Genomic DNA, 22,032 nt, shown 5'->3' on the forward strand with positions numbered 1-22,032 from the left:
TTTTGTGCCTTGCCCCTCGCTTAACCGTTCAGACGACAAATCAGCCCGCAGAAGACGACCTCCTGCGGGCTGACTCACGATGCATGATACTGTTTTATCGATGTTAGTCGATACCGACTTCGGCCCGAACTACATCCGCGATACGTTCTACGTAGGTCGCAACGGCCTCTTCGGTTGGGGCTTCCGCCATCACCCGTAATAGGGGTTCCGTCCCGGAAGGCCGAACTAAGATGCGACCATCACCGTTCATTTCTTTTTCAACCGTGGCGATCATGGCCTGAACTTGCGGGTTGTTCAATGCCGCTTGCTTATCGGCCACCTTCACGTTGACTAACTTCTGAGGATAAGTCGTCACATCCGCTGCCAGCTCGGACAGCTTCTTGCCCGTTGCCTTCAGGACATGCAACAGCTGCAGGCTGGTCAATAGACCATCACCCGTGGTGTTGAAGTCTAAGAAGACCACATGGCCGGACTGCTCGCCCCCCAAGTTATACCCGGACTTCAGCATTTCTTCGACCACGTACCGGTCTCCGACCTTGGTCTTCACGGACTTCAAGCCATGGGCTTCCATGGCCTTATACATCCCCAGATTACTCATCACCGTGGTGACGATGGTGTCCTTCTTCAACCGGCCGTGCTCCGCCATGTACTTCCCACAGATGTACATGATCTTATCCCCGTCGACCAAGTTTCCTTGTTCGTCGACCGCAATACACCGGTCACCGTCACCGTCGAAGGCCAGCCCGATTTGGGCACCCTTTTCGACCACGAACTTCTGTAAGTTCTCGGGGTGCGTTGAGCCGACTTGGTCGTTGATGTTGACGCCATTAGGGGACGTCGCCATGGTATCGAAGTCCAGGTCGAAGTCCGCGTATAACCGGGAGACCAATCCGCTGGTGGCTCCATTTGCGGAATCGACAGCGATGTGCAGGCCACTCAGCTCATCGGAAATGGTTTGTTCCAAGAACTGGATGTACTTTTGGCTGCCTTCGGAGTAGTCCTCCACAACGCCTAAACCATCCGTAGAAGGCCGTGGGAGGTCGTCTTGTGGCGCATCCAATAAGGCTTCGATCTCTTCTTCCATCTGGTCGGACAGCTTGAAGCCATCGTTACCGAAGTACTTGATTCCGTTGTATTCGGAGGGGTTGTGGGAGGCCGTGATCATGACCCCAGCTGCTGCCCCCTGCGTCCGAACCAAGTACGCAACGGCTGGCGTGGTAATCACGCCTAACCGCAGAACTTCGATCCCTACGGACAGTAAACCCGCTACCAAGGCGTTCTCCAGCAATTGACCGGAGATTCGCGTGTCCCGGGCTACTAAGACCTGGGGATGCTTATTTTCGCTATCGGCGTGCTGGGTCAAGACGTAACCGCCAAACCGGCCGACTTTAAACGCTAACTCGGGCGTCAAATCTTGGTTTGCGACTCCCCGGACACCATCAGTTCCAAAATATTTCATGACAAAAACTCCTCATTTCTCAAGATTAACTTCTCTATTTCTGACTGGCCTTGACCGTGACTTTAATGGTGGCGGGATCAAACGCCGTCACATCATTATCGTTGGTATCTAAGGTCACGGTCTTAGTCGCCTGGCGCTTCACATCACTCACATCCACATCGACTTGGCAATTATCCAACGCCTTTAATTGCGCCGAACTGCCAAAGGCCTTCACGGAAGTCGTGCTGCTACTTAGTTTATACGTCTTTCCGGACGCGCCGTTCTTGGCGTTTAGCTTCACATCAACTTTCTTGCTGGCACCCTTGGACGTAATCGGCAAGTTCACCGTCGTGGTCGACGGCGTCAAAATCACGTTGACCGTCTTCCCACTCTTGTCCAGCGCCTCGATTACCGCCTGACTATTCAGCGTCTTCTTGGTATTCTGTGGGACCGACAACTGGGCAATGACTTGGCTGACCCGTGCGATTTCGTTGGCCGCCCCGGTCGCCTTCACGCTGGTCACATCCGTGGTAGGTTTTCCAGCCGTGTAGCCCGCCGCAATGTTTTGCTGGTTAAAGCGCACTTTGACGGGGAACGAGACCGTCCGGCGGGGTTCAATATCCACCGTGATCTTTTCCGGACTAATCGTGGATTGAATCTCGCGATTGAGCCCCTCCTGATGCAGGGTCACCCGATGCTTCCCCGTTCCTAAGTCGCTCAGGCTGGCATAGACTTTAAAATTCTGGGTATTGGCCGTCGTCGTAACTAACGCCAACGGGCCCTTCAACGTCACCTTGACCCGTTCCGGGTAGCCGGTCACAAAGTACTTATTACTATTCACGTTTAACTGTAACGGCACCGAGACCGTGACCGTCTTGGTCGCCGTCAACGAGGTCTTCCCCGAGTTCGTCGCCTGTTGGCCACTGGACGACTGGGTACTGTTCACGTATAAGAACAGCAGGACAGCCAAAATCAGCGCGAGAATCCGGTAGACCCAGGTGGTATAGTGCTCATTCCTCATTACCTGCGCCCCCTATGAATGCGTTGATCGATCCAATCCAACGCGGTCTCTAAAATGTTATGGTTCGTCGCAGCCTCTTCGTTCACTAATTCGTGCCGCAAGAACTTCAGGTAATCTTCCTGCGTCAATCCCCGTAACAGTTCATTGTTCTTGGTGATGGATACTTCACCGGTCTCTTCGGAGATCACGATGGTCAACGCATCGGTCACTTCCGAGATCCCCACGGCTGCCCGGTGACGGGTTCCCAATTCCTTGGGAATCAAGTTGCTTTCGGACAACGGCAGGTACGCCGCAGCCACGGCAATACGGTTGTTGCGAATGATGACCGCACCGTCGTGCAAGGGTGTGTTGGGGATGAAAATATTGATCAGTAATTCACCCGTCAACTCGGCGTCCAACGTGATGCCCGTCTCGATGTAGTCTTCCAGTCCCGTGTCCTGCTGAATGGTCATTAACGCCCCAATCCGGCGTTTGGACATGTACTGGATGGCTTTATCCAGACCAGCAATCATCTTGTTAGCGGCCTCATTTTCATGCCGCATACGCACGAATAACGAGCCCCGGCCTAAATGTTCCAGGCCCCGACGAATTTCGGGCTGGAAAATGATGATGACCGCAATGACACCCCAATTAATCACTTGGTCCATCAACCAAGCCACCGTATTCAAGCCAAAGTAACTACTCAGAACCTTGACCACCAGGATCAAAATGACACCCCGGAAGAGTTGGATGGCTTTGGTCCCCCGCAACATCACAATCAGTTCGTAAATCACGAACCAGACCACGAGGATGTCCAGAATGTTGACCAAATTTCCTAACGTTAGGAGATTTTCCCAATTTAGGTTCATTTTTTCCCCTCCAAATCGAATTCAAATTTCATTATATCACGGCCCCTATCTTTCCGCCTTAATTCTCCCCAATGCCACCAAATTCTTGCGAATCTCGTCCTAAATTTGCATAATTTCTTAAGACCGCGCAAAGTTTCCTAGCCCCTTAAAGTTTTCTGGTAAGATAGAGAGCGTATTCTAAGAATTGCCACCTTATTCGCTGTAAAATAGAGAAGAGGTGAGCAATGAACTCACGGGAAAGGACGGTGATGGTCATGAATCAGCGCGCACGATGGGAAATTCGGGGGGTCTTTGCCCTGTGGTTGGGCTTCCTGTTCTTCCGCGTCCACGACCCGTTCTCCTTCCTGCTGCTGAATACCTTTCTGGGGTACCTCCCCATTGAGCTGAGCTTCCACCTGGGGGCCCACCGCCCCAAAGCGGTCTGGTTCTTCTGGCCCCTGGTCATCATCTGGCTGCTGTTCTATCCGAACGCCCCCTACCTGCTGACCGACTTGTTCCACTTATCGCTGCTGAACCCTTACGCCGCTAGCGGCCTGCTCCGGGTCACACCGCATATCTGGATCTACTTCACCTACATGATGCTCAGTGCCCTAGGATGCGCCTTTTTAGGCTTCTGGAGCCTGAATTACGTCAGCGAAAGCATCGCTCAGCGCATCGCCCGAGGTAACGGTCTGGTTCGCTTACTGGTGGTTCTGACGTTGACCGTACTATCGTCTATCGGTGTCTACATCGGTCGCTTCTTACGGATTCACACCATCTACTTATTCCTGAATCCGGAGCAATTCATTCAGCCATTATTGACCATGTGGACCTACCACCTCTGGATCTTTGTTCTCCTGATGACGGTCCTCCAGCTCTTCTGTTACTGGATCTTGCACCTAATCATGACTGCGCGCAATACCACCAACGACTAATCTTTCCAAAACAAACGGAGCCCGGGATACCAATCTCAGGCTCCGTTTTTCTACGTCTCAAACAATACGATACTGTGACTTATCATCCGCCTTACCGGTTGGTCCTGAAGAGGCTGGAGTGTGGTGGGCACGACGTAAGCCCTAAAAATCCCAGATCTTCAAGTTTGGCCTTTGGGTAAGCCAGCACAAAACGCTAACTAACCCAAACGACACCACTGAGCCTCTTCAGGCCCAACCTCACGGCTAAATTGAATGTACCAAATATAGTGTTTCTTGACGCTTGAAATTGGAAATATCACCAGGTGGGACTGTTAAAATCAGATGATAACGTGTAAACCTGATTGGACCTCGAGTTCGCAGTATGCGTCATCATACACTTGCTTGGTTTATGCTATGAATGCAAGCGATTGACGGTCTAATTTATGTAAACGATCACTGTGAGCTTATCCTGTTTAGAACGTGTCTTTTAACTGATCATAGTCGTCACCAATATGAGTGGGGGCCACGGCCTGTTAGCATATCTCGTGTGCCGATTATAGTTAACACGACTGTAAGCCGAGGGGACGGACAATCATCACCACGGTATTGTTTTAAGACTGGTTCTAATAAAGCGATGCGACTGTTCAATCTTCAGTGCCACATAGGCCACGGCAACTCAAAAAAGCTCGGTAAAACCGTTGGGGTTTTACCGAGCTTTGCTTTGTCATTTTAAGGACTACTCGCCCTCGTCGTTATTCATGGACATCACCAGCACGTTTTCCGCGTAATTGACGTATTGCCGAAGATGCGTCGCCATAGTCCACGAGATGTTGCCCGCTTCCAAGAGCGATTGAATCCCCGCCCGTTCGGCACTTAACGCCCGAATCCGCAGCTTGTTGAACTGCCGCTGGTACTCGTCCTCGTGGGACGGTCCCGCGGCCGCTTTAGCCCGCTCGATTCGATTCCGGTAATGCACGATCAGGTGGTAGATGGCCTGGTTATCGAACTGGGTCTCATCTACGTCTTCTCTGGCTAGATACTGCGACAGTGCCTTAATGGCCGCCTTCGACGTCTCCCGTTCTACTAGGTTGCCTTCCGCGTGGAGCCGGTCCGTATCTTCCGAATGCAACCAGTACGCCGTATTCCGGAACAGGTGCTTAAAGAATTGAATCCAGTACCGCATCACACTGGGCAACGTTCGGCCAGTCGCCTGCGTTAGCCGGCTCTCTAACCGTTCAATCCTCCGCACCGCCCCAACGTAGCTGGTCTGGGTAATCTGTTCATTCTTGCGCATCGCCTTTAACGCCACGCGCTCACCATCAATAGCAACTTGCCGGAGCTGTAATTCGTCACTCAAGACCTTTTGCATGGTGGCATCCGCCCGGTAGTTCATCTCGAGCCGCCGAATCACAAACTGGTAATCCAAGATCAAGTCGTAGGCCGCCCGCTGATTAATGGGCCGCCGTAACTCCTCAATCTTAGAAATCGCTAGCCGCATGATGTAGGCCCGGGCTTCGTCTTCACTGATCTGCCGCACGCCATCATCCAGGTCGTCAAAATCATCATCTTCGTCCGCCAAGTCCAGATCGTCGTTAAGGTCATCACTGACACTCGCCCGCGTCTGAAGGGGCTGACTGGAACTCGAAATCAACGGTAACGTGACCGTTGCCGCGACCAGACTAATGATGATCACTCCGGAGGCCACGAACAACATCAACGACCGGGTCGGGAACCCCGCCCCGCTCGCGATGGTCAACGGTACCGAGAGAACCCCGGCCATGGTCACGGCTCCCCGAACCCCGGAGAGTCCCGATAGGATGGCGGTACGGAAACTAGGCCGGTCGGCGTTACGATCCCGCAGACGTTTAACCAGCACGTAACCATAGGTCCAGACCGTCCGAATCCCCAGGATGACCACCCAGGTGCCGACCGCAAACAGGAAGGCTTCGCCAGTGTTGAACTGGCCGCCCTTGATGACTTGCGAGGTCGCTACGGGCAATTCGATTCCCAGAATCACGAACACGATTCCGTTCAACGAATAGATAATAATATCCCAAACTTTTTCCGTCACCAGCTTTAATTCTGGTGAATCTTCGACCACTTGGCTCTCCCGAGCATGGTATAAGACTCCCGCCGTGACCACCGCAATCACCCCAGATGCATGGGTGATTTCTTCGGTCACCAGATAAACCACGAATGGCGTGGCCAACTGCAGCACCGTGTTAAAGACCACGTCGTCGATGCCTTGCCGGCGTAACACGTCCATCAATAACTGGATGGCGGTCATCATAATCAGGCCGGCTAAGAATCCGACAATACTGATATAGAAGAAGTCACCGACCGCGGTCCCCATGGAGAAGGCCCCGGTCACGGTCGCCGCAATTGCGTATTTAAAGGCAATCAGGCCACTGGCATCGTTGATCAGGCTTTCCCCGCTGACCAGGTGCATCAGGCTCTCCGGTAACTTAGCTTGCTTGGAGATCGACTGCACCGCCACCGGGTCGGTGGGTGAAAGAATGGCTGCCAGCGCAAAGGCCACGGTCAACGGCATCTTAGGAATCAACCAGTAGATCAAGTAGCCCCCTAAGATGGTGGTCAAGAAGACTAGCCAAATTGCGTTGGCAAAAATCGGCCCCCGCAGACGCCATAATTCGCGTCGTGGGAAGCGGCGCCCATCGTTATACAACAAGGGCGCAATAAATAAGAGTAAAAACCAGTCAGTTTCCAACTGAATCTGAAAATGCCAAGTCAGAGCCACAATCAGGCCCAGGGCAATCTGAATCAGACTGACTGGAATAAACGTGAGGTAGTGACTGATGATATTGGATAGGAGGACTAACACAATCAGTAAAATCACTGCTTCAACTATGGGCAAATGAGGTCCCCCCTTCTGAGACTATGCCTGTGGGTCTTCACCAATGATCCGAACTTCGGTCTCCAAGTGCACCTGGTTCTTCTCCCAGATGACAGCTTGAATATGGTGAATCAAGTCTAAATAATCCGTTGCGGTCGCGTGGTCGATGTTCACGATGAACCCAGCATGCTTGGTCGACACCTGCGCGCCGCCCCACTTCAAGCCCTGTAAACCGGCCTCTTGAATCAGCTGACCGGTATAGTGGCCCGTTGGTCGTTTGAAGACACTGCCACAAGACGGTAACTCCAAGGGCTGCTTGGCCGCTCGCCGTGCATTCAACTCGTCCATTTGGGCTTGAATCGCCGGTTTCTCACCCGGCGTTAGGGTAAAGGTCGCCGCCAGGACGATGTCGTGGTAATCCTGCACGGAACTGTGCCGGTACCCGAAGTCCATCTCCGCTAACGACAGCGTGCGAATCTCACCCTGCGGCGTCAAGACTTCGACGGAAGTGGCTACGTTGCTGATCTCGCCACCGTAGGCTCCCGCGTTCATGAAGACGGCTCCGCCAACGCTGCCGGGAATCCCGGCAGCCCATTCGAAACCGCTCAAGGCGTTGGCCTGAGCAACCTGAGTCGCCTTGATCAAGGCCGCCCCCGCCGCTGCCGTCACCGTGTGGTGGGTGGCATCGGCGGTGATCTGATCCATCTTGGTCAGAATCATGACCAAGCCACGAATCCCGCCATCCTTCACGATCAGGTTACTGGCGTTCCCAATGACCGTTACGGGTAACTGTTCCTGGTTTGCGTACGCTAACAGGGACTTAGTTTCTTGAATGTTAGTCGGGAAGGCCAGGTAATCGGCCGGCCCGCCGGTTTTCGTGTGGGTGTAGTGCGCCAAGGGCTCATGGCGCAAAATTTCAATTGCTGGAAAAACTGTTGCAAGATCTTCTGCCATCATAATTGTTCGTATCCCTTCGTTTCACCAAAATTCCGCCCGTTAGACCAACTCTCAGGCCGAACGTGGTTGACACTCATAGAACCATTTTATCATGAATTCCCGTCAAACAACACGTTGAAGGCCCCGAAAGCGGTCACCTCCCATTTTCTGGTATACTAGGAACTGTCCAGAACCAACCAATAGTGGTAACCATCGCCTTACCGGACGGCCAGCCAGGGCTGGAACGCAGTGGGCACCACTTCGAGCCAAAGAGCGGTCTCGAAGCTGGACCTTTGACTAGGGCAGCTGAGAAACGCTCCCCAAGTCAAATTTCACTGCTGATCCCTGGCTGACCGTCCTCACGGCTAATACTTACGGGTAATTGCACTTTGCACCGGCGGTTCGGTGCACCAACGTGAGGCCCCGGTAGCCGATAGGGCCCAGCCGGTGAAATTAGCGTTAGCCGAGTGGTCTTCTCGGCTTAGGCTAAGGCCGAGCTTTAAGACGGGCGGGTTTTGCGCGGCTTAAAGTCGTGCCCACTGGCGTCACGGCCCTGCCAATCGGCTACCGGGGCCGGATTCACCCGACAATGTTGTTTCTGGGCAGATTCCTAAGGATTCTTTGGAGGTGCTTTTGTTGAAATTTATTTCTTGGAATGTGAATGGTCTGCGGGCCATTGTGAAAAAGGGATTTGTAGATACTTTTCAGGACTTGGATGCCGACTTCTTCGGGGTGCAAGAAACCAAACTGCAAGCGGGCCAGATTGACCTGGACCTGCCGGGCTACTATCAATATTGGAACTACGCCGAACGTAAGGGGTACTCCGGGACGGCGCTGTTCACCAAGCACAAGCCCCTGAGTGTCCACTACGGCATCGACGCCCCCGATTTCGACCACGAAGGCCGGGCAATCACCCTCGAGTATCCGGACTTCTACCTGTTGACCTGCTACACCCCTAATTCGGGAACTAAGCTCAAACGCCTAGATTTCCGCATGGGCTGGGAAACGGCCTTTCTCGCTTACATCAACCAACTGAACGCGCAAAAGCCCGTGATTTTCTGCGGTGACCTCAACGTGGCCCACCAAGAGATCGACCTGAAGAATCCTAAATCCAATCACCATAACGCCGGGTTCTCCGATGACGAACGTCACAAGTTCACCCACCTGCTAAGCAACGGGTATACCGACACGTTCCGGTACTTCTACCCCGACGTGACTGGTCACTATTCCTGGTGGAGCTACCGGTTCCACGCCCGGGACAATAACGCTGGATGGCGCATCGATTACTTCATCACCAGCGATCGCTTGCAATCTCAGTTAAAAGACGCTAAAATTCTAGACCAAGTCATGGGATCTGATCATTGTCCCGTAGAACTGGTGATCGACGGGCTCACCGTCTAATTTTTCACTGAAAGGAAGCACGCCACGTGAATTTTGTTGCCATGGATTTTGAAACAGCTAACGGTAAACGCTACAGTGCTTGTTCACTTGCCTTGACCATCGTCCGCGACAGCCAAGTCGTCGATGAATTCTACTCACTGATCAAGCCCGATACGGACTTCTTCTGGCGTAACGTGCAGATTCACGGGATCCACCAAGCCGACGTTGCCAACGCCCCCACCTTTCCAGAAGTCTGGGAGCACGTGGCACCGTTCTTCCAACGGGACCGGTTGGTGATTGCCCACAACGCCCCCTTCGATAACGGGGTGCTGCGGAGCAGTCTCGAACACTACCACCTGCCCTCCGCACGGTACCTGACCCTCGACACGGTCAAGACCAGTCGGAAGTTCTTCCCTGAATTTCCCAATCACAAGCTAGATACGGTCTGCAACGAACTGGACATCGACCTACACCATCACCACAACGCGCTCGACGATAGTCTGGCCTGTGCCAACATTCTCCTCTACCAGGCGAACCACTTCGGCACCCAACCGCTTAAGTCGTTCGTTAAGGTGACCGCCTAGGCACCCCATTCAATTGAACAGTCAAATACCCTCGCCAGTACACCTGACGAGGGTATTTTTATGGTCATTTTGACGTATTATCGGTATCCGTTAACGGGAAGACCATTTCTACAGCCGTTACCGGCTTTCCCGCGTCATCCCGCACGGTTTCGGGCGGCGTACTGGTCCGGACAAAGCCCATCTTTTGATACAGTCGCATGGCCGCGACGTTGCGCGTCTGTACGATCAATCCAATGGCCTCTAGCGAACTCGCCGTCTGTGCCCAGTACAGAGCTTCATCCACCAGCGCCGTCCCAATACCTTGGTGCCAGTAGGCTTTCTTCACGGCCAGGCCTAACTCCCCCACGTTGCCCTGAGGGGTCGAGGCAATCGACAGGACCCCAATCAGTTGGGAGCCCAAGCTCGCCACCAGTAGCAGGTGGGACGTTGACCGTTCGATCTGGGCCAACTGGTCCGCTTCTTGAACGGCGCTCATGGGATCATCCGCATCCGCTAACGTGAAGGTATCGCTCTCTTGTTGCAGGCGTTCTAGTAACTTTAAGAGTGGCCCGGCATCGGCCGCTTCGGGCAACCGAATCGCTACTTCATCGTTTTCACTCATCTGGATCCGCCTCCACCTGCCGAACCAACGCTTCAAAGTGCGCGCCGTGCGGTTCAAACGTCAACGTTCGCTGATTTTCGCCCGCCGCGTCGTCACGCTTGAAGACGATTCTTAAATACTCGCTGGGCAGTTCATCCGCAATAAACTGCGACCACTCGATGACGTTGACCCCGTCACCGTTGAAGTACTCTTCTAAGCCCAGCTCATCCCCACTGCCGTCTTCCAAGCGGTAAACATCCATATGGTAGAGCGGTAACCGACCGCCTTGATATTCGCGAATAATGGTAAAGGTCGGGCTCTTGACGTTCCGTTGAATGCCGAGTCCCGCCGCAAGCCCTTTGGTAAACGTGGTCTTGCCGGCACCTAAATCGCCATCGAGGAGAATAACGTCGCGGGGTTGCAGTCCCGGTGCGAGTTGCCGCCCCAGCGCCATGGTCTTCTCAGGACTAGTAACCGTGATTTCTAACATATGATGACCCCTTTTATCTCACAGATTTGTCTCCTTACAAATAATACCCGGATTAACGCCGAAGCGCAATCCGGGTATCTTACCGGTTAGGGTTTATGTCATTAAGCTAATGATTGAGCCGCCGTAATGATGGCGACCTTGTATACGTCCTCTTCGTTGCATCCCCGCGATAAGTCAGAGACAGGCTTGTTCAGACCTTGCAGGATCGGGCCAATGGCTTCAAAGCCACCGAAGCGTTGGGCAATCTTGTAGCCAATGTTCCCCGATTGTAATTCAGGGAAGACAAAGACGTTGGCGTGACCGGCAACCTTTGAACCAGGAGCCTTTTGGGCCGCAACGGTTGGCACGAAGGCTGCATCAAATTGCAGTTCGCCATCAATTGGCAGTTCTGGTGCTGCTTCTTGGGCTAACTTCGTGGCTTCCTGGACCTTGGTGACCATGTCCCCTTTAGCGGAACCCTTAGTGGAGAAGCTCAACAGAGCGACCTTAGGGTCAATGTCGAAGACTTTGGCCGTATGTGCACTCTCTACGGCTACTTCTGCCATGCCAGGGGCATCCAGTTCAATGTTGATGGCGCAGTCCGCGAAGACGAACCGTTGGTCACCCTTTTGCATGATGAAGGCTCCAGAAATCCGCCGAACACCAGGCTTAGTCTTGATAATCTGCAGGGCTGGCCGAACCGTGTCCCCAGTTGGGTGGACCGCTCCGGAAACCATCCCGTCAGCCTGGTCCATGTAGACCATCATGGTCCCGACGTAATTCGGGTCCTTCAGCATCTCTTTGGCTTGTTCCGGCGTGTTCTTGCCCTTCCGCCGTTCTACTAAGGCGTCCAGCATGGCCTGGTGTTGGTCAGCTGGTAAGTTCTCAGGGTCCAAGAGCGTCAGCGGCTTAAGGTCGATGTTATTGGCCTGGGCTGTCGCGTCGATTTCGCTTTGCTTCCCTAAGACGATGGCTTTGATCAGCCCGTCACTGGCCAGACGGCTAGCCGCCCCCAGTACCCGTGCGTCTTCGCCTTCTGGAAAGACGATGGTTTTATGTTGTCCCGTAATTTTCTGCTTAAGACTATCAAAAAGCTCCATAGATGATGACCTCCATAAAATATCCTACGAATCAATTCTCTTCTGCTTGTGTCGAATGGGTATCCGGCCCCGTCGTATCGACCGTCACCTGTGCCGGTAACTGCCAATCGATGGGGGTCTCGCCTAATGATGTTAATGCGATGTTGGTTTTGGAAAACGGCTTTGATCCGAAGAACCCCCGGTAAGCGGATAACGGACTCGGATGTGGTGATTGCAAGACAATGTTGGTCTTGGTATCAATCAGACTGATCTTCGAGCGAGCCGCTGCCCCCCAGAGGATAAAGACCACTGGTTCGGGTCGTTCGGATAGCTTCGAGATGGCCGCGTCGGTCAAACGCTCCCAGCCATGTCCCTTATGGGAAAAGGCGGCACCATCCCGCACCGTCAGGATCGAGTTCAGGAGCAAGACGCCCTGGTCGGCCCACTTCTTCAGGTAACCGTGGTTAACGGGCGTACAGCCCACATCATCCTGCAGTTCCTTGTAGATATTCTGTAACGATGGTGGCACCGCGGTCCCCGGCAACACAGAAAAGCTGCAACCGTGAGCCTGGCCCGGATTGTGGTAGGGGTCCTGTCCCAAGATGACCACTTTGACCTGGCTAAACGGCGTCCATTCAAAAGCCGTAAAGATATGGTACATGTCCGGGTCGATCCGGTAATGCTGATACTCGCTGACCAAAAACTTGCGCAGTTCTTGATAATAATCCTGTTCAAATTCCGGTTCTAGTACCGGCCACCAATCATTATGAATAAACGGTTTCATTCCCAACACCTCAAGGTTTATTCTATCATAATGTTTTCCGAAATGATATTATCGAATGTTCCGGTCGAAACATGGTAAAATGAAGAAAACTAGTGCCAGTTGTCCCGCAGGCCGGCGACCACCGCGTCACCCCCTACGAGCAGAAGCCAGTACACCATTGAAGGAGGTGTCCCGCGTCATGCGTCAACTCTATCTGAACCAGGCCGCACTGTCCGCCCGAGCCACAACAGTGATTCGGGACGCGGACAACCAATCACGCTATCTCTTAGTCGGTAAGTGGGGCCTGCGTTCCGACGTCCTGACCGTCTACCTGATTGATGGGTCACTGGAGGCGGAGGTCCGCCAAGAATCACTGGGGTTACTCCCCCGCTTCCGGCTGGTCTATCACCGACAGACTGTGGGCCGGGTCAGCAAGACTCTGGGGGTCATCCGGGAAGTGCTCTTCGTCCGGGGGCTCAACTGGGTCATTATGGGGAACCTTAACAGCGGGAAGTTTCGTATCTACCACGGCCGCGACCTGATTGCGACCATTAGCCGGGTCACCGATAGCGGGGCCACGGTGGTCCTGACCGTCGACCAGACCAGTCATGAAGGACTGGTCATCTGCCTAGCAGCCATCCTCGACCGCTGGGCCAAGCGTCAACAACATAGCCTCCAGCTGATCAAACGGCGGGGTTGGAACCCAGGGATGGCGTCCGAACCACTCCCATTCACCCCGCACCAAACCCACGTCAAAAAGGAGTCCTAATCACCAGCACTGGTGATTGGGGCTCCTTTAATCGTTAACGCTTAATAATGTTTCATGACCCGGGCGATTTGCCGGTCTTGTTCGCGCCGCTTCAGAGACTCACGCTTATCGTACTCGCGTTTCCCATGGGCGACCCCTAACAGGACCTTCGCAAACCCGTGCTTGAGGTAGACCTTCAGTGGGATCAAAGTGACCCCTTTATCCTGTGTGGCCAACCCCAACCGGTGAATCTGCTTCTTATGCAACAGCAGTTTCCGGTTACGCAACGGGTCGTGGTTGAACCGGTTTCCTTGAACATACTCACTAATGTGGACGTTCATCAACCAAGCCTCATCGTTGCGAATCTGCGCGAACCCATCCTGAAGATTGATTCGCCGTTCCCGTACGGACTTGATCTCGGTTCCGGTCAACACCAATCCCGCCTCGACCGTTTCGGTCACGGCATAGTCGTGCCGGGCCTTCCGGTTCTGCGCAAGCAGGTTGTCCGGCGTCTTTTTCGGTTTCTTTTTAGCCAAGTGTGCTCACCTCGCTTAGTGCCGGCCACCGTTTTGGCCGCCCCGGTTCTGACCACCATTGCGGTGGTTATTCCCGGCGTGCCCACGATGATCCGTTGACCGGTTATTGTTGCTGGTCCGTTGGCCGTGATTGCCATTGCGGTGGTTCCGGTTATTACCGTTACCATTATGGCCATTACCATGCTGGTTGTTCCGGTTATTGCCGAAGCGTCCACGAGACCGGTGTTCCCGGTGAGGCAACAAGTCACTGACCGGCGCCTTTTCCGGATCCAACAGATCAAAGTCGATTTCACTTTGTTCCTTATCCACGTGGATCACCTTGACCCGAATTGGTTGGCCAATCCGGTAAGTCCGCCGCGTGTTCCGACCGACTAAGGCCAGGTACTTTTCAACGTATTCGTAGTAATCATCCTGCATCCGGCTGATATGGATCAGGCCTTCGATCGTGTTCGGCAATTCCACAAACATCCCGAACTTCATCACAGAACTGACCACCGCGTCGAACTCTTCACCCACATGGTCAGCCATGTATTCGGCCATCTTCATGTCGTTGGTGCTCCGTTCAGCGTCGATTGCCCGCCGTTCCATTTCAGACGTGTGCGTCCCAATCTCTTCCAAGATGGGACCAAACTTCTCTTTAGAAGCCTGGTTAATTCCGTGATCCGCGTAGTAGTGAATCATCCGGTGAACCATGGTATCTGGGTACCGCCGAATTGGTGAGGTGAAGTGGGTGTAGAATTCCGCCCCTAACCCGAAGTGTCCCAAGGATTGGTCACTGTACCGAGCCTGCTTCAAGCTCCGTAACATCATCACGGAAACCATGGCTTCTTCCGGCTTACCCGCAACTTGCTTCAGAACGCCTTGCAGCATCTTAGGCCGCAAGTGGTTCGGGTCACCCTTAACGTTGATCCCGAAGGCCGTCAAGAATTCGAAGAAGCTCCGAACCCGGTCGCCATCTGGCGTTTCGTGGACCCGGTATAAGAACGGTACCTTTGCCCGGAAGTAGTGGTCCGCGACCGTTTCGTTAGCAGCTAGCATGAAGGATTCAATCATCCGTTCTGCCAAGCCCCGCGTCCGTAACTTCACGTCAATTGCGTGGCCCTTGTCGTCCACGATGATTTCAGCTTCCCGGTCATCGAAGTCAATGGCGCCCCGGTTCTTCCGGTGCTTCAAGAGAATCCGGTGCAGGTCACCCATGGTTTCGAACATCGGAACTAATTCCTTGTACCGGTCCATGGTAACGGGATCATGAGCTTCCAGAATCTGGTTCACACCAGTATAGGTCATCCGCGCCTTAGAGCGCATCACGGATGGGTGAATGCGGTGCTTGACCACATTCCCTTCATGGTCGATTTCCATCTCACAGCTCATGCATAACCGCAGTTCGCCTTCGTTCAACGAGCAGATTCCGTTCGATAACCGCCGTGGCAACATTGGAATGACCCGGTCAGTCAGGTAGACACTGGTCCCACGCTTGTAAGCTTCTTGATCGATCAAGGAACCTTCTTTGACGTAGTGGGACACGTCCGCAATGTGAACCCCTAAATGGTAATTACCGTTAGGCAACTTCCACGCAGTGACCGCGTCATCCAAGTCTTTCGAGGACTCACCATCAATCGTGACCAGGTTCTGGTCCGTGATGTCTTCTCGGCCTTTGGCTTCTTCGGGTAAGACGTGGTCTGGAATCTCATCGGCCGCTTGCAACACTTCTTCTGGAAATTCAGCTGGAATGTTGTGTTGGTAGACGATTTCCAAGATATCGATTCCGGGGTCATCTACACTCCCGATGACCTGCTTCGCAATCCCCACCATGGCTTCTGGGTGAGCATCGTTGGGGTACTCCGTAATCTCAGCCGTGACCACTTCACCCGGAGTCGGCTTGAGTCCTACAGCTGTCACGTAAAACTTGTACTTCAATAACTTCTTGTCCGTTAGCCGAACTTGACCCACGTAACCCGCATCGTCGTCCGTCTGGATGAACTCACCCACAACTTGTTCGTAATGCCGTTCCGTAATTGCCACGACTTTACCTTCGGGGCCCTTGCCCGTCCGGGGGTCGCCGGCACGCACAATCTCAATGTTGACCGTGTCGCCGTTCAACGCCCGCATGGTGTTGTCGGGAGCGATGTAAGCGTCTGGTTCGATCTTATCGGGATCGTACTGGACGAAGCCAAAGCCCTTGTCGTTGCCGTGGAAGGTCCCACTCAGAATCTTCTGACTAGGGTCTAACTGGAAATGGCCGTGTTCGGTCACCTGAACTAACCCGTCTCGTTCGAGTTGGGCCAGTTCCTGGACAATCAGCTTGAACGCCGCTGAACCATGGTAATGTAAGGCATCTGAGATGTCTTCAACTGTATAAGTTTCGTCCGCATGTGCGCGGAAGAACGCTGTTAAATCATTTTTTAAATTATCTTGCACTATGAATTCCTCATTATTTTTCAAAGATTAGGTGTAAAAACGTCAGTAAATCTTGTTCTAGGGCGTGATGGGCCGAATTAACGGTCAACACGTGACCAGCCCCAGCATACTCGTGGAACGTCACTTGGTCCTGCGGGTACGCCTCGGCGAGCCACTTACCTGAACGGGGATCGATCATCTGATCGGCATCCCCCTGGGCAATGAACACGGGTTGGGTCACCCGGTCCAGATGGGTCGCTGTGGTATCCGCAAAGGCCTGAATCGCCGTGAGTTGAGCTGTCAAGCGGTCCTGTAACCAGGCCACCTTCTGGTCCTGTTTTTCCCCGACAATCTTTGCCTGACGATAAGTCTCCCGGGCCATCTGAATGAAGGCCGCAGGAACGTTCGTCTGCCCCCGGAAGATGACGGGCGACGCAATCGTCCCACCACCCACTAATTGAGGGTCTTCCATTAACGCCCGGGTCGCAAACAATCCCCCCAGCGACAGCCCAAAAATGGCAATCTGCTGGTAACCGCGATCTCGTAACTGTTGAATCGCGGCCTGAGTATCGTGCCACCACTGTTGCGGTGAACCAGCCGTTAAGATGTCGGCCGGATCACCCGTGGCGTGACCCGTAAAGATGGGCGCCAAAACCGTATAGTTTTCGCTTTCTAACCGGCGCGCTAATAGCCGCATGTCGTTAGAACTACCCGAATAGGCGTGCAGTAAGATTACCGCGTGAGGACCCTGCTCGAAAAAGAGCGGGGTTGGTTTTCGAATCATGTAAAACCACCACTTTCCGCTATCGAAATAGTCTGTTTAAATTGGTTCGTCAGCTCGTTAAAACTGCGAATTTTACTAAAAAGCCTCCTGCGCTGAATCGTGACAGGAGGCTTAAATCTCTAGTGTGAAGAAAGATATACTAAAGCCAGTGCCAGTGCAAAGAAGATTGCACCTAAGACAACTGTGACTTTTTGCATAAAGGCTTCAAACCCACGGGGCTTTTGCTTTGCAAAAAGATCATCCGCACCACCGGACAGTGCCGACAAAGCATCGTTTGTCTTAGCGGGCTGCATCATAACTGCAATAATGATCAAAACACTGACAATTAAAATACAGGTCATCAAAAAATTATACACAAATTTGCCTCCTACCTATCGAATAGGTCTAACTATACTCTCCCTAATCTATCATAATCAGCGCCGTTTTACCAGTCTTACCCTCGCTCAATCCTGAAAATGCGGGGGTAAAGTCGCGATTCGTTGCATTTCCTGCCGGACATAAGCGCGGTTCTGCTGATACGTCAGAATCACCAAACTGTCCCCGGCACGAATCAGAGTATCCCCGTGGGGAATCACCTGCCGTTCGCCCCGACGGACACTGGCTAATAACGCATCCTTCGGCCACATAATATCACGAACCTGGACGCCCGCCAAGGCGGAATCTTCTCCGACCGCGAACTCGACCCGGTCGCTTAGCCCGCTGGCATTGGGATCTGCTGGGGTAACCAACTTCTCGAGCAACGCTTCGTAGATGGGCGCGCCACCTAGTGAATCCACCGTAATGTAAGCAATAATGGACACTACCGCCAAGGGCAAGAGGTGCCCCAGGCTCCCGACCATTTCCGTAATCAACAGGATCGCGGTGAAGGGGGCCTTGGAGATGCCGGCAAAGTAACCGGCCATCGCGTAGATCATGAAGTTCGCAATATAGGCCGTCGGTAACCAGCCCACGGCGTTAAAGCTCCGCGCACCAATGGCCCCTAGTAGCGCCCCTAAAGCCAAGATTGGCAAGAAGATGCCACCGGGTAGCCCAGAATTATAACTGATCATGGAGAAGGCTAGCCGCAGGACAAAGAAGCCAATCAGCGGAAATAATAGCGGCGTATGTTGCGCAAAGGTCACGATCATCTGGTTCCCCCCACCCAGCGTAATGGGCCATAAGAGCCCAACCGGGATCACGAGTAGGAACGGAATCACGCCATCGAACCGCCGGGGCAACCAAGTCAACTTGGCGTATAAGAAGCCGCCATGTAGCGTCCCCTGCTGGTAGACGTAGCCTAACAGCCCCAGGCCGACCCCTAGAATCAATAAGAGCCAGTAATACTTAAGGGGTAAGGCCCGCTGGTAAGCGATGTGCAACACGGGCGTCAGTCCGAAGACCTCACTGGAGACGAAATCCGCAACCACGGCACTGGTCAGTGAGGTGACCCAGACCAACGTCGAGAAACTGTGGTAGACCTCTTCGAGAATGAAGAGTGTCGAAGCGATGGGGGCGTTAAACGCCGCGGATAATCCCGCAGCGGCCCCACCCGCGATAAAGAGTCGCCGGCGACGGCCGGTTAGCTTTAATTGTGCCGCCATCCCTTGGGCAACGGTGCCGCCCAATTGAATCGAAGGCCCTTCCCGCCCTAGGAAAAGGCCTGACCCAATTCCAAGTACGCCACCCACAAACTTGCGCCAGAGTACCGGCCACCAGTGGTAATCAAGGTCGCCAGCCAATTGGCCTTCAATCTGGGGAATCCCGGACCCTTTGATCATGGGTTCTTGACGAACTAGGTGCCCAATGAATAGGGCCACTAACACCAAAAGAATCGCCCACGGAACCAGCCAGAGCGGATGTTGCCCCAACCAGCCGTACGCGACCTGCATGATCGTCAATAGGTGTTCAATTAAAAGACGAAACAAGCTTACGACACAGCCAGCCCCTAATCCCACCAGGCTTCCGAACCCGATGGCACGCAGACGGGTAAAGTCACGCTGCGTCCTTTCCTGCTTTTCCATTCAAACATGCCCCCAGAAAATAGTCTGTTCCTAGTTTATCACAGATTGGGGCGTCATTAGTGACGTAATCGTCGGTAACGGTAGCCAACCAGCGAACCTAACGCCAGTAGGCCACCCCACGCCCAGGTCGTTGGGGCCTGTTCGCTGGTCTGTGGCAAGCGATTCGCCGACTGTGCTCGTGACTGTGAGTGCTTAGCCCGGGAGCCATGCTGAGACCAGCTCCCATCAGTTGCGGGGACCTCTGGCCAGTCTAGGGCGTGGGCCACACTATCTGCGCTTGTACCATCCATTGATGGCCGCGCTGGGCGACGAGTGCGCTTCGACTGAGATGCATGCCCCGTAGCTGCCGCCGTAACCGCAGTTGGCGAAAAGACCGTGTGCGGGAGCCGGGGACGGCTGGGGCGTACGTCAAGTTGCGGAACTGGGTGAGAACCCACTGGTACCGAGTTCTCCGGCTGCACCGTCATCACCGGTGGGCCAGGCTGTGCGTCTGGATTCAATGGTCGCTGATTCCCGGACTCAATTGGTCCAATTGGTTGCTCGGGGACCACTGGCGCTGGCTGTGGGTGCAACGGCACGGTCGGGACTTGTGGCTCTGCCGGCGCTACTAATCCTGGGCTCGGTTGTGGGTCTGGCGTAACCACGCCTGGTTTGGACTCTGATCCCGGCTTGACAACGAGTTCCGGCCCCACTTCCGAGTCTGGTCCGGCGTCCACTCCCGGTTTCGGCTCCAGTGGCTCCGGCAACGAATCCGGTTCAGGTTGCTGGTTCGGCGTAACCGGGGCACTCCCGATGACTTCAAAGATAAACCTCACAGTCTGATTCTCCTGGACCACCCGCTGATTGCCCTCAACTTTTTTGACCTGATAACCCTTTTCAGGATGGGGCAGTACGTAGCCTCCTAAGCTGGGATAGACGGCGTCTGTATGCCATTTCAAGTCTCGGGGATAGAACGTCATCACGTTTACCTTGAGTTGATTTTGCCGACTATTATAAATCCATTCAACCATTTTTCGTCCATCCTGCTTGTAGACCTCACTTAAACGCGGCGCCACGCCCATGAACTTAAGCTTTTCGAGCCCATTCGCCTCTCCAATTTGCTTGACCTTCACCGTCTTATAAATATAGTCAGCCTTACTACCGTCTGAATTCCAAGCTAAAATCCGGTAATTCACCTGACACTCGTCCGCGTGGGCCTCGTCTGCATGGGCCGCAACTGCCCCGAAACTCCCCCAAACGCCGGCAATCGCCACGCTCAGTCCCCATATCCACTTTTTCCACATCATCCTTGACGCCTCCTTCGATACTGCTAGTTCCGCAGAAGACGCTTCGAATATCGAAAATGGGGACAAAAAAATAACGCCCATTCTCAGAATGGACGTTATTTTAAAAGTCACAAATTACTTGTTGATGATGGCTTCACGCGCATCTTCGCTCAAGTTGTAGAAGGAGTGGATTCCCTTGTATTCGGAAGTCTTTCCTAATTGGTCTTCGATCCGCATTAATTGGTTGTACTTCGCGATCCGTTCGCCACGGCTCATAGAACCAGTCTTGATTTGACCAGCGTTCAAAGCAACAACTAAGTCAGCAATCGTAGTATCTTCAGTTTCACCAGAACGGTGAGAGATAACGGCCGTGTAACCAGCTTGCTTAGCCATTTCAACGGCTTCAACAGTTTCCGTCAAAGTCCCGATTTGGTTCAGCTTGATTAAGATGGAGTTAGAAACGCCCATCTTGATCCCCTTGGCTAAGTAGTCCGTGTTCGTAACGAACAAGTCGTCACCAACGATTTGAACCTTCTTGCCAAGACGCTTGGTAGCCATTTGCCAGTCTTCCCATTCGTTTTCATCCAGTGGGTCTTCGATGGAAACAACTGGGTACTTGTCAACGATACCTTCAAGTAAAGTAACGAATTCTTCAGCGGTGTAGCTCTTGCCGTCACCCTTCAGTTCGTACTTCTTGGTGTCAGCGTTGTAGAATTCGGAAGAAGCACAGTCAAAGGCAATGGCAACATCCTTACCAGGAACGTAGCCGGCTTGCTTGATCGCCTTGACCAAGATTTCGAATGGTTCTTCGTTGTTCTTCAAGTCAGGAGCGAAACCACCTTCGTCACCAACGGCAGTGGAGTAACCTTCGTCGTTTAAGATGGACTTCAGGTTGTGGAACGTTTCAGAACCCATCCGGATGGCTTCCTTAACGCTCTTAGCACCAACAGGCATGATCATGAATTCTTGGAAATCAACCTTGTTGTTGGCGTGCTTACCACCGTTGATAACGTTCATCATTGGCGTTGGCAGTACGTGACCGTTGAAGCCGCCTAAGTAGTTGTACAGAGGTTGGCCTAATTCGTCAGCAGCAGCCCGTGCAGCAGCTAAGGAGACACCTAAGATTGCGTTGGCACCTAACTTACCCTTGTTAGGCGTACCGTCCAAGTCGATCATGGCTTGGTCGATTGCCCGTTGGTCAGTTACATCGTAGCCCACGATTTCCTTGGCGATGATGTTGTTAACGTTGTCCACAGCCTTGGTAACACCCTTGCCCATGAAACGACTCTTGTCGCCATCACGAAGTTCAACGGCTTCGTGTTCACCAGTAGAGGCACCAGAAGGAACGATCCCCCGGCCCATTGCACCGGCTTCGGTGTAGAGTTCAACTTCAACAGTTGGGTTACCACGAGAATCTAAGACTTCGCGTGCGTAAATATCAGAAATAATTGACATTT

At 53.3% G+C, this 22,032-nt stretch carries 20 protein-coding genes; 4 read left to right on the forward strand and 16 right to left on the reverse strand.

The annotated features are described in order from the left end of the window. Nucleotides 1-103: 103 nt before the first annotated feature. From glmM to cdaA, 3 genes are read right to left on the reverse strand one after another with little or no spacing between them, the layout of a single operon-like run. Nucleotides 104-1,459, reverse strand: coding sequence for a phosphoglucosamine mutase (gene glmM / locus RIN67_RS09600; RefSeq protein ID WP_264999389.1), 1,356 nt, complete (start codon nucleotides 1,457-1,459; stop codon nucleotides 104-106). 34 nt (nucleotides 1,460-1,493) lie between these two features. Beyond that, on the reverse strand, nucleotides 1,494-2,459 hold the full coding sequence (locus RIN67_RS09605) for a CdaR family protein (protein WP_024747703.1): 966 nt from the start codon (nucleotides 2,457-2,459) through the stop codon (nucleotides 1,494-1,496). After that, nucleotides 2,459-3,307 carry a diadenylate cyclase CdaA gene (gene cdaA, locus RIN67_RS09610; protein WP_024747702.1) on the reverse strand — a complete coding sequence of 283 codons (849 nt, stop codon included), beginning with the start codon at nucleotides 3,305-3,307 and terminating at the stop codon, nucleotides 2,459-2,461. Before cdaA ends, RIN67_RS09605 begins: the two co-directional genes overlap by 1 nt. 224 nt (nucleotides 3,308-3,531) lie before the next feature. Between cdaA and RIN67_RS09615 the strand changes: the two genes are divergently transcribed. Next, nucleotides 3,532-4,221 carry a DUF1361 domain-containing protein gene (locus RIN67_RS09615; protein ID WP_264999390.1) on the forward strand — a complete coding sequence of 230 codons (690 nt, stop codon included), beginning with the start codon at nucleotides 3,532-3,534 and terminating at the stop codon, nucleotides 4,219-4,221. Nucleotides 4,222-4,936: 715 nt separating this feature from the next. Here the strand turns inward: RIN67_RS09615 and RIN67_RS09620 are convergent. Next, complete coding sequence (locus tag RIN67_RS09620) at nucleotides 4,937-7,075, reverse strand: cation:proton antiporter (RefSeq protein ID WP_264999391.1); 2,139 nt, start codon at nucleotides 7,073-7,075, stop codon at nucleotides 4,937-4,939. A gap of 21 nt (nucleotides 7,076-7,096) precedes the next feature. Then, entirely contained in the window at nucleotides 7,097-8,011 is a 915-nt protein-coding gene (murB, locus tag RIN67_RS09625; protein WP_107740252.1) for a UDP-N-acetylmuramate dehydrogenase, read from the reverse strand. Nucleotides 8,012-8,626: 615 nt separating this feature from the next. On the opposite strand from murB, the gene RIN67_RS09630 reads away from it, so the two are divergent. Both RIN67_RS09630 and RIN67_RS09635 read left to right on the forward strand, forming a co-directional pair. Further along, nucleotides 8,627-9,391, forward strand: a complete 765-nt coding sequence (locus RIN67_RS09630; RefSeq protein WP_024747698.1) for an exodeoxyribonuclease III — start codon at nucleotides 8,627-8,629, stop codon at nucleotides 9,389-9,391. A 26-nt stretch (nucleotides 9,392-9,417) separates the two neighbouring features. Further along, on the forward strand, nucleotides 9,418-9,954 hold the full coding sequence (locus RIN67_RS09635) for a 3'-5' exonuclease (protein WP_024747697.1): 537 nt from the start codon (nucleotides 9,418-9,420) through the stop codon (nucleotides 9,952-9,954). Nucleotides 9,955-10,018: 64 nt separating this feature from the next. On the opposite strand, the gene RIN67_RS09640 is transcribed toward RIN67_RS09635, so the two are convergent. The 4 genes from RIN67_RS09640 to RIN67_RS09655 all read right to left on the reverse strand — a co-directional run bounded on the left by RIN67_RS09640 (nucleotide 10,019) and on the right by RIN67_RS09655 (nucleotide 12,866). Next, a complete protein-coding gene (locus RIN67_RS09640) occupies nucleotides 10,019-10,555 on the reverse strand; it encodes a GNAT family N-acetyltransferase (RefSeq protein ID WP_264999392.1) in 537 nt (178 codons plus the stop codon). Beyond that, nucleotides 10,548-11,024: a tRNA (adenosine(37)-N6)-threonylcarbamoyltransferase complex ATPase subunit type 1 TsaE gene (gene tsaE / locus RIN67_RS09645; protein WP_264999393.1), complete on the reverse strand. Its 477-nt coding sequence runs from the start codon at nucleotides 11,022-11,024 to the stop codon at nucleotides 10,548-10,550. Before tsaE ends, RIN67_RS09640 begins: the two co-directional genes overlap by 8 nt. 101 nt (nucleotides 11,025-11,125) lie before the next feature. Beyond that, complete coding sequence (gene pta / locus RIN67_RS09650) at nucleotides 11,126-12,103, reverse strand: phosphate acetyltransferase (protein WP_264999394.1); 978 nt, start codon at nucleotides 12,101-12,103, stop codon at nucleotides 11,126-11,128. A gap of 31 nt (nucleotides 12,104-12,134) precedes the next feature. Then, the gene (locus tag RIN67_RS09655; protein ID WP_024747693.1) at nucleotides 12,135-12,866 is read right to left on the reverse strand and encodes a uracil-DNA glycosylase; all 732 of its coding nucleotides are present in this window, start codon (nucleotides 12,864-12,866) and stop codon (nucleotides 12,135-12,137) included. 178 nt (nucleotides 12,867-13,044) lie between these two features. On the opposite strand from RIN67_RS09655, the gene RIN67_RS09660 reads away from it, so the two are divergent. Next, nucleotides 13,045-13,614: an LURP-one-related/scramblase family protein gene (locus RIN67_RS09660; RefSeq protein ID WP_264999395.1), complete on the forward strand. Its 570-nt coding sequence runs from the start codon at nucleotides 13,045-13,047 to the stop codon at nucleotides 13,612-13,614. Between the two features lie 41 nt (nucleotides 13,615-13,655). Here the strand turns inward: RIN67_RS09660 and smpB are convergent, their stop codons facing one another. From smpB to eno, 7 genes are all read right to left on the reverse strand, one after another. Next, the gene (gene smpB / locus RIN67_RS09665; protein ID WP_056944123.1) at nucleotides 13,656-14,129 is read right to left on the reverse strand and encodes an SsrA-binding protein SmpB; all 474 of its coding nucleotides are present in this window, start codon (nucleotides 14,127-14,129) and stop codon (nucleotides 13,656-13,658) included. A 15-nt stretch (nucleotides 14,130-14,144) separates the two neighbouring features. Further along, nucleotides 14,145-16,547 carry a ribonuclease R gene (gene rnr / locus RIN67_RS09670; protein WP_264999396.1) on the reverse strand — a complete coding sequence of 801 codons (2,403 nt, stop codon included), beginning with the start codon at nucleotides 16,545-16,547 and terminating at the stop codon, nucleotides 14,145-14,147. 13 nt (nucleotides 16,548-16,560) lie between these two features. Continuing rightward, on the reverse strand, nucleotides 16,561-17,310 hold the full coding sequence (locus RIN67_RS09675; protein ID WP_264999397.1) for an alpha/beta hydrolase: 750 nt from the start codon (nucleotides 17,308-17,310) through the stop codon (nucleotides 16,561-16,563). Nucleotides 17,311-17,429: 119 nt separating this feature from the next. Beyond that, nucleotides 17,430-17,666 carry a preprotein translocase subunit SecG gene (gene secG / locus RIN67_RS09680; RefSeq protein WP_024747688.1) on the reverse strand — a complete coding sequence of 79 codons (237 nt, stop codon included), beginning with the start codon at nucleotides 17,664-17,666 and terminating at the stop codon, nucleotides 17,430-17,432. Nucleotides 17,667-17,753: 87 nt separating this feature from the next. Next, complete coding sequence (locus RIN67_RS09685) at nucleotides 17,754-19,310, reverse strand: ClC family H(+)/Cl(-) exchange transporter (RefSeq protein WP_024747687.1); 1,557 nt, start codon at nucleotides 19,308-19,310, stop codon at nucleotides 17,754-17,756. 56 nt (nucleotides 19,311-19,366) lie between these two features. Further along, nucleotides 19,367-20,596 carry an LPXTG cell wall anchor domain-containing protein gene (locus RIN67_RS09690; protein WP_313825896.1) on the reverse strand — a complete coding sequence of 410 codons (1,230 nt, stop codon included), beginning with the start codon at nucleotides 20,594-20,596 and terminating at the stop codon, nucleotides 19,367-19,369. A gap of 114 nt (nucleotides 20,597-20,710) precedes the next feature. Next, the gene (eno, locus tag RIN67_RS09695) at nucleotides 20,711-22,030 is read right to left on the reverse strand and encodes a phosphopyruvate hydratase (RefSeq protein WP_264999399.1); all 1,320 of its coding nucleotides are present in this window, start codon (nucleotides 22,028-22,030) and stop codon (nucleotides 20,711-20,713) included. Nucleotides 22,031-22,032: the final 2 nt, after the last annotated feature.

It is taken from the genome of Levilactobacillus namurensis (genome assembly GCF_032197885.1).
Classification (GTDB): Bacteria; Bacillota; Bacilli; order Lactobacillales; family Lactobacillaceae; genus Levilactobacillus; species Levilactobacillus namurensis_A.

Coding starts and splice junctions, on each gene's coding strand:
- glmM (WP_264999389.1), bottom strand. CDS start 1,459: ATGAAATATTTTGGAACTGATGGTGTCCGGGGAGTCGCAAACCAAGAT.
- RIN67_RS09605 (WP_024747703.1), bottom strand. CDS start 2,459: ATGAGGAATGAGCACTATACCACCTGGGTCTACCGGATTCTCGCGCTG.
- cdaA (WP_024747702.1), bottom strand. CDS start 3,307: ATGAACCTAAATTGGGAAAATCTCCTAACGTTAGGAAATTTGGTCAAC.
- RIN67_RS09615 (WP_264999390.1), top strand. CDS start 3,532: ATGAACTCACGGGAAAGGACGGTGATGGTCATGAATCAGCGCGCACGA.
- murB (WP_107740252.1), bottom strand. CDS start 8,011: ATGATGGCAGAAGATCTTGCAACAGTTTTTCCAGCAATTGAAATTTTG.
- RIN67_RS09640 (WP_264999392.1), bottom strand. CDS start 10,555: ATGAGTGAAAACGATGAAGTAGCGATTCGGTTGCCCGAAGCGGCCGAT.
- tsaE (WP_264999393.1), bottom strand. CDS start 11,024: ATGTTAGAAATCACGGTTACTAGTCCTGAGAAGACCATGGCGCTGGGG.
- pta (WP_264999394.1), bottom strand. CDS start 12,103: ATGGAGCTTTTTGATAGTCTTAAGCAGAAAATTACGGGACAACATAAA.
- RIN67_RS09655 (WP_024747693.1), bottom strand. CDS start 12,866: ATGAAACCGTTTATTCATAATGATTGGTGGCCGGTACTAGAACCGGAA.
- RIN67_RS09660 (WP_264999395.1), top strand. CDS start 13,045: ATGCGTCAACTCTATCTGAACCAGGCCGCACTGTCCGCCCGAGCCACA.
- RIN67_RS09675 (WP_264999397.1), bottom strand. CDS start 17,310: ATGATTCGAAAACCAACCCCGCTCTTTTTCGAGCAGGGTCCTCACGCG.
- RIN67_RS09685 (WP_024747687.1), bottom strand. CDS start 19,310: ATGGAAAAGCAGGAAAGGACGCAGCGTGACTTTACCCGTCTGCGTGCC.
- RIN67_RS09690 (WP_313825896.1), bottom strand. CDS start 20,596: ATGATGTGGAAAAAGTGGATATGGGGACTGAGCGTGGCGATTGCCGGC.
- eno (WP_264999399.1), bottom strand. CDS start 22,030: ATGTCAATTATTTCTGATATTTACGCACGCGAAGTCTTAGATTCTCGT.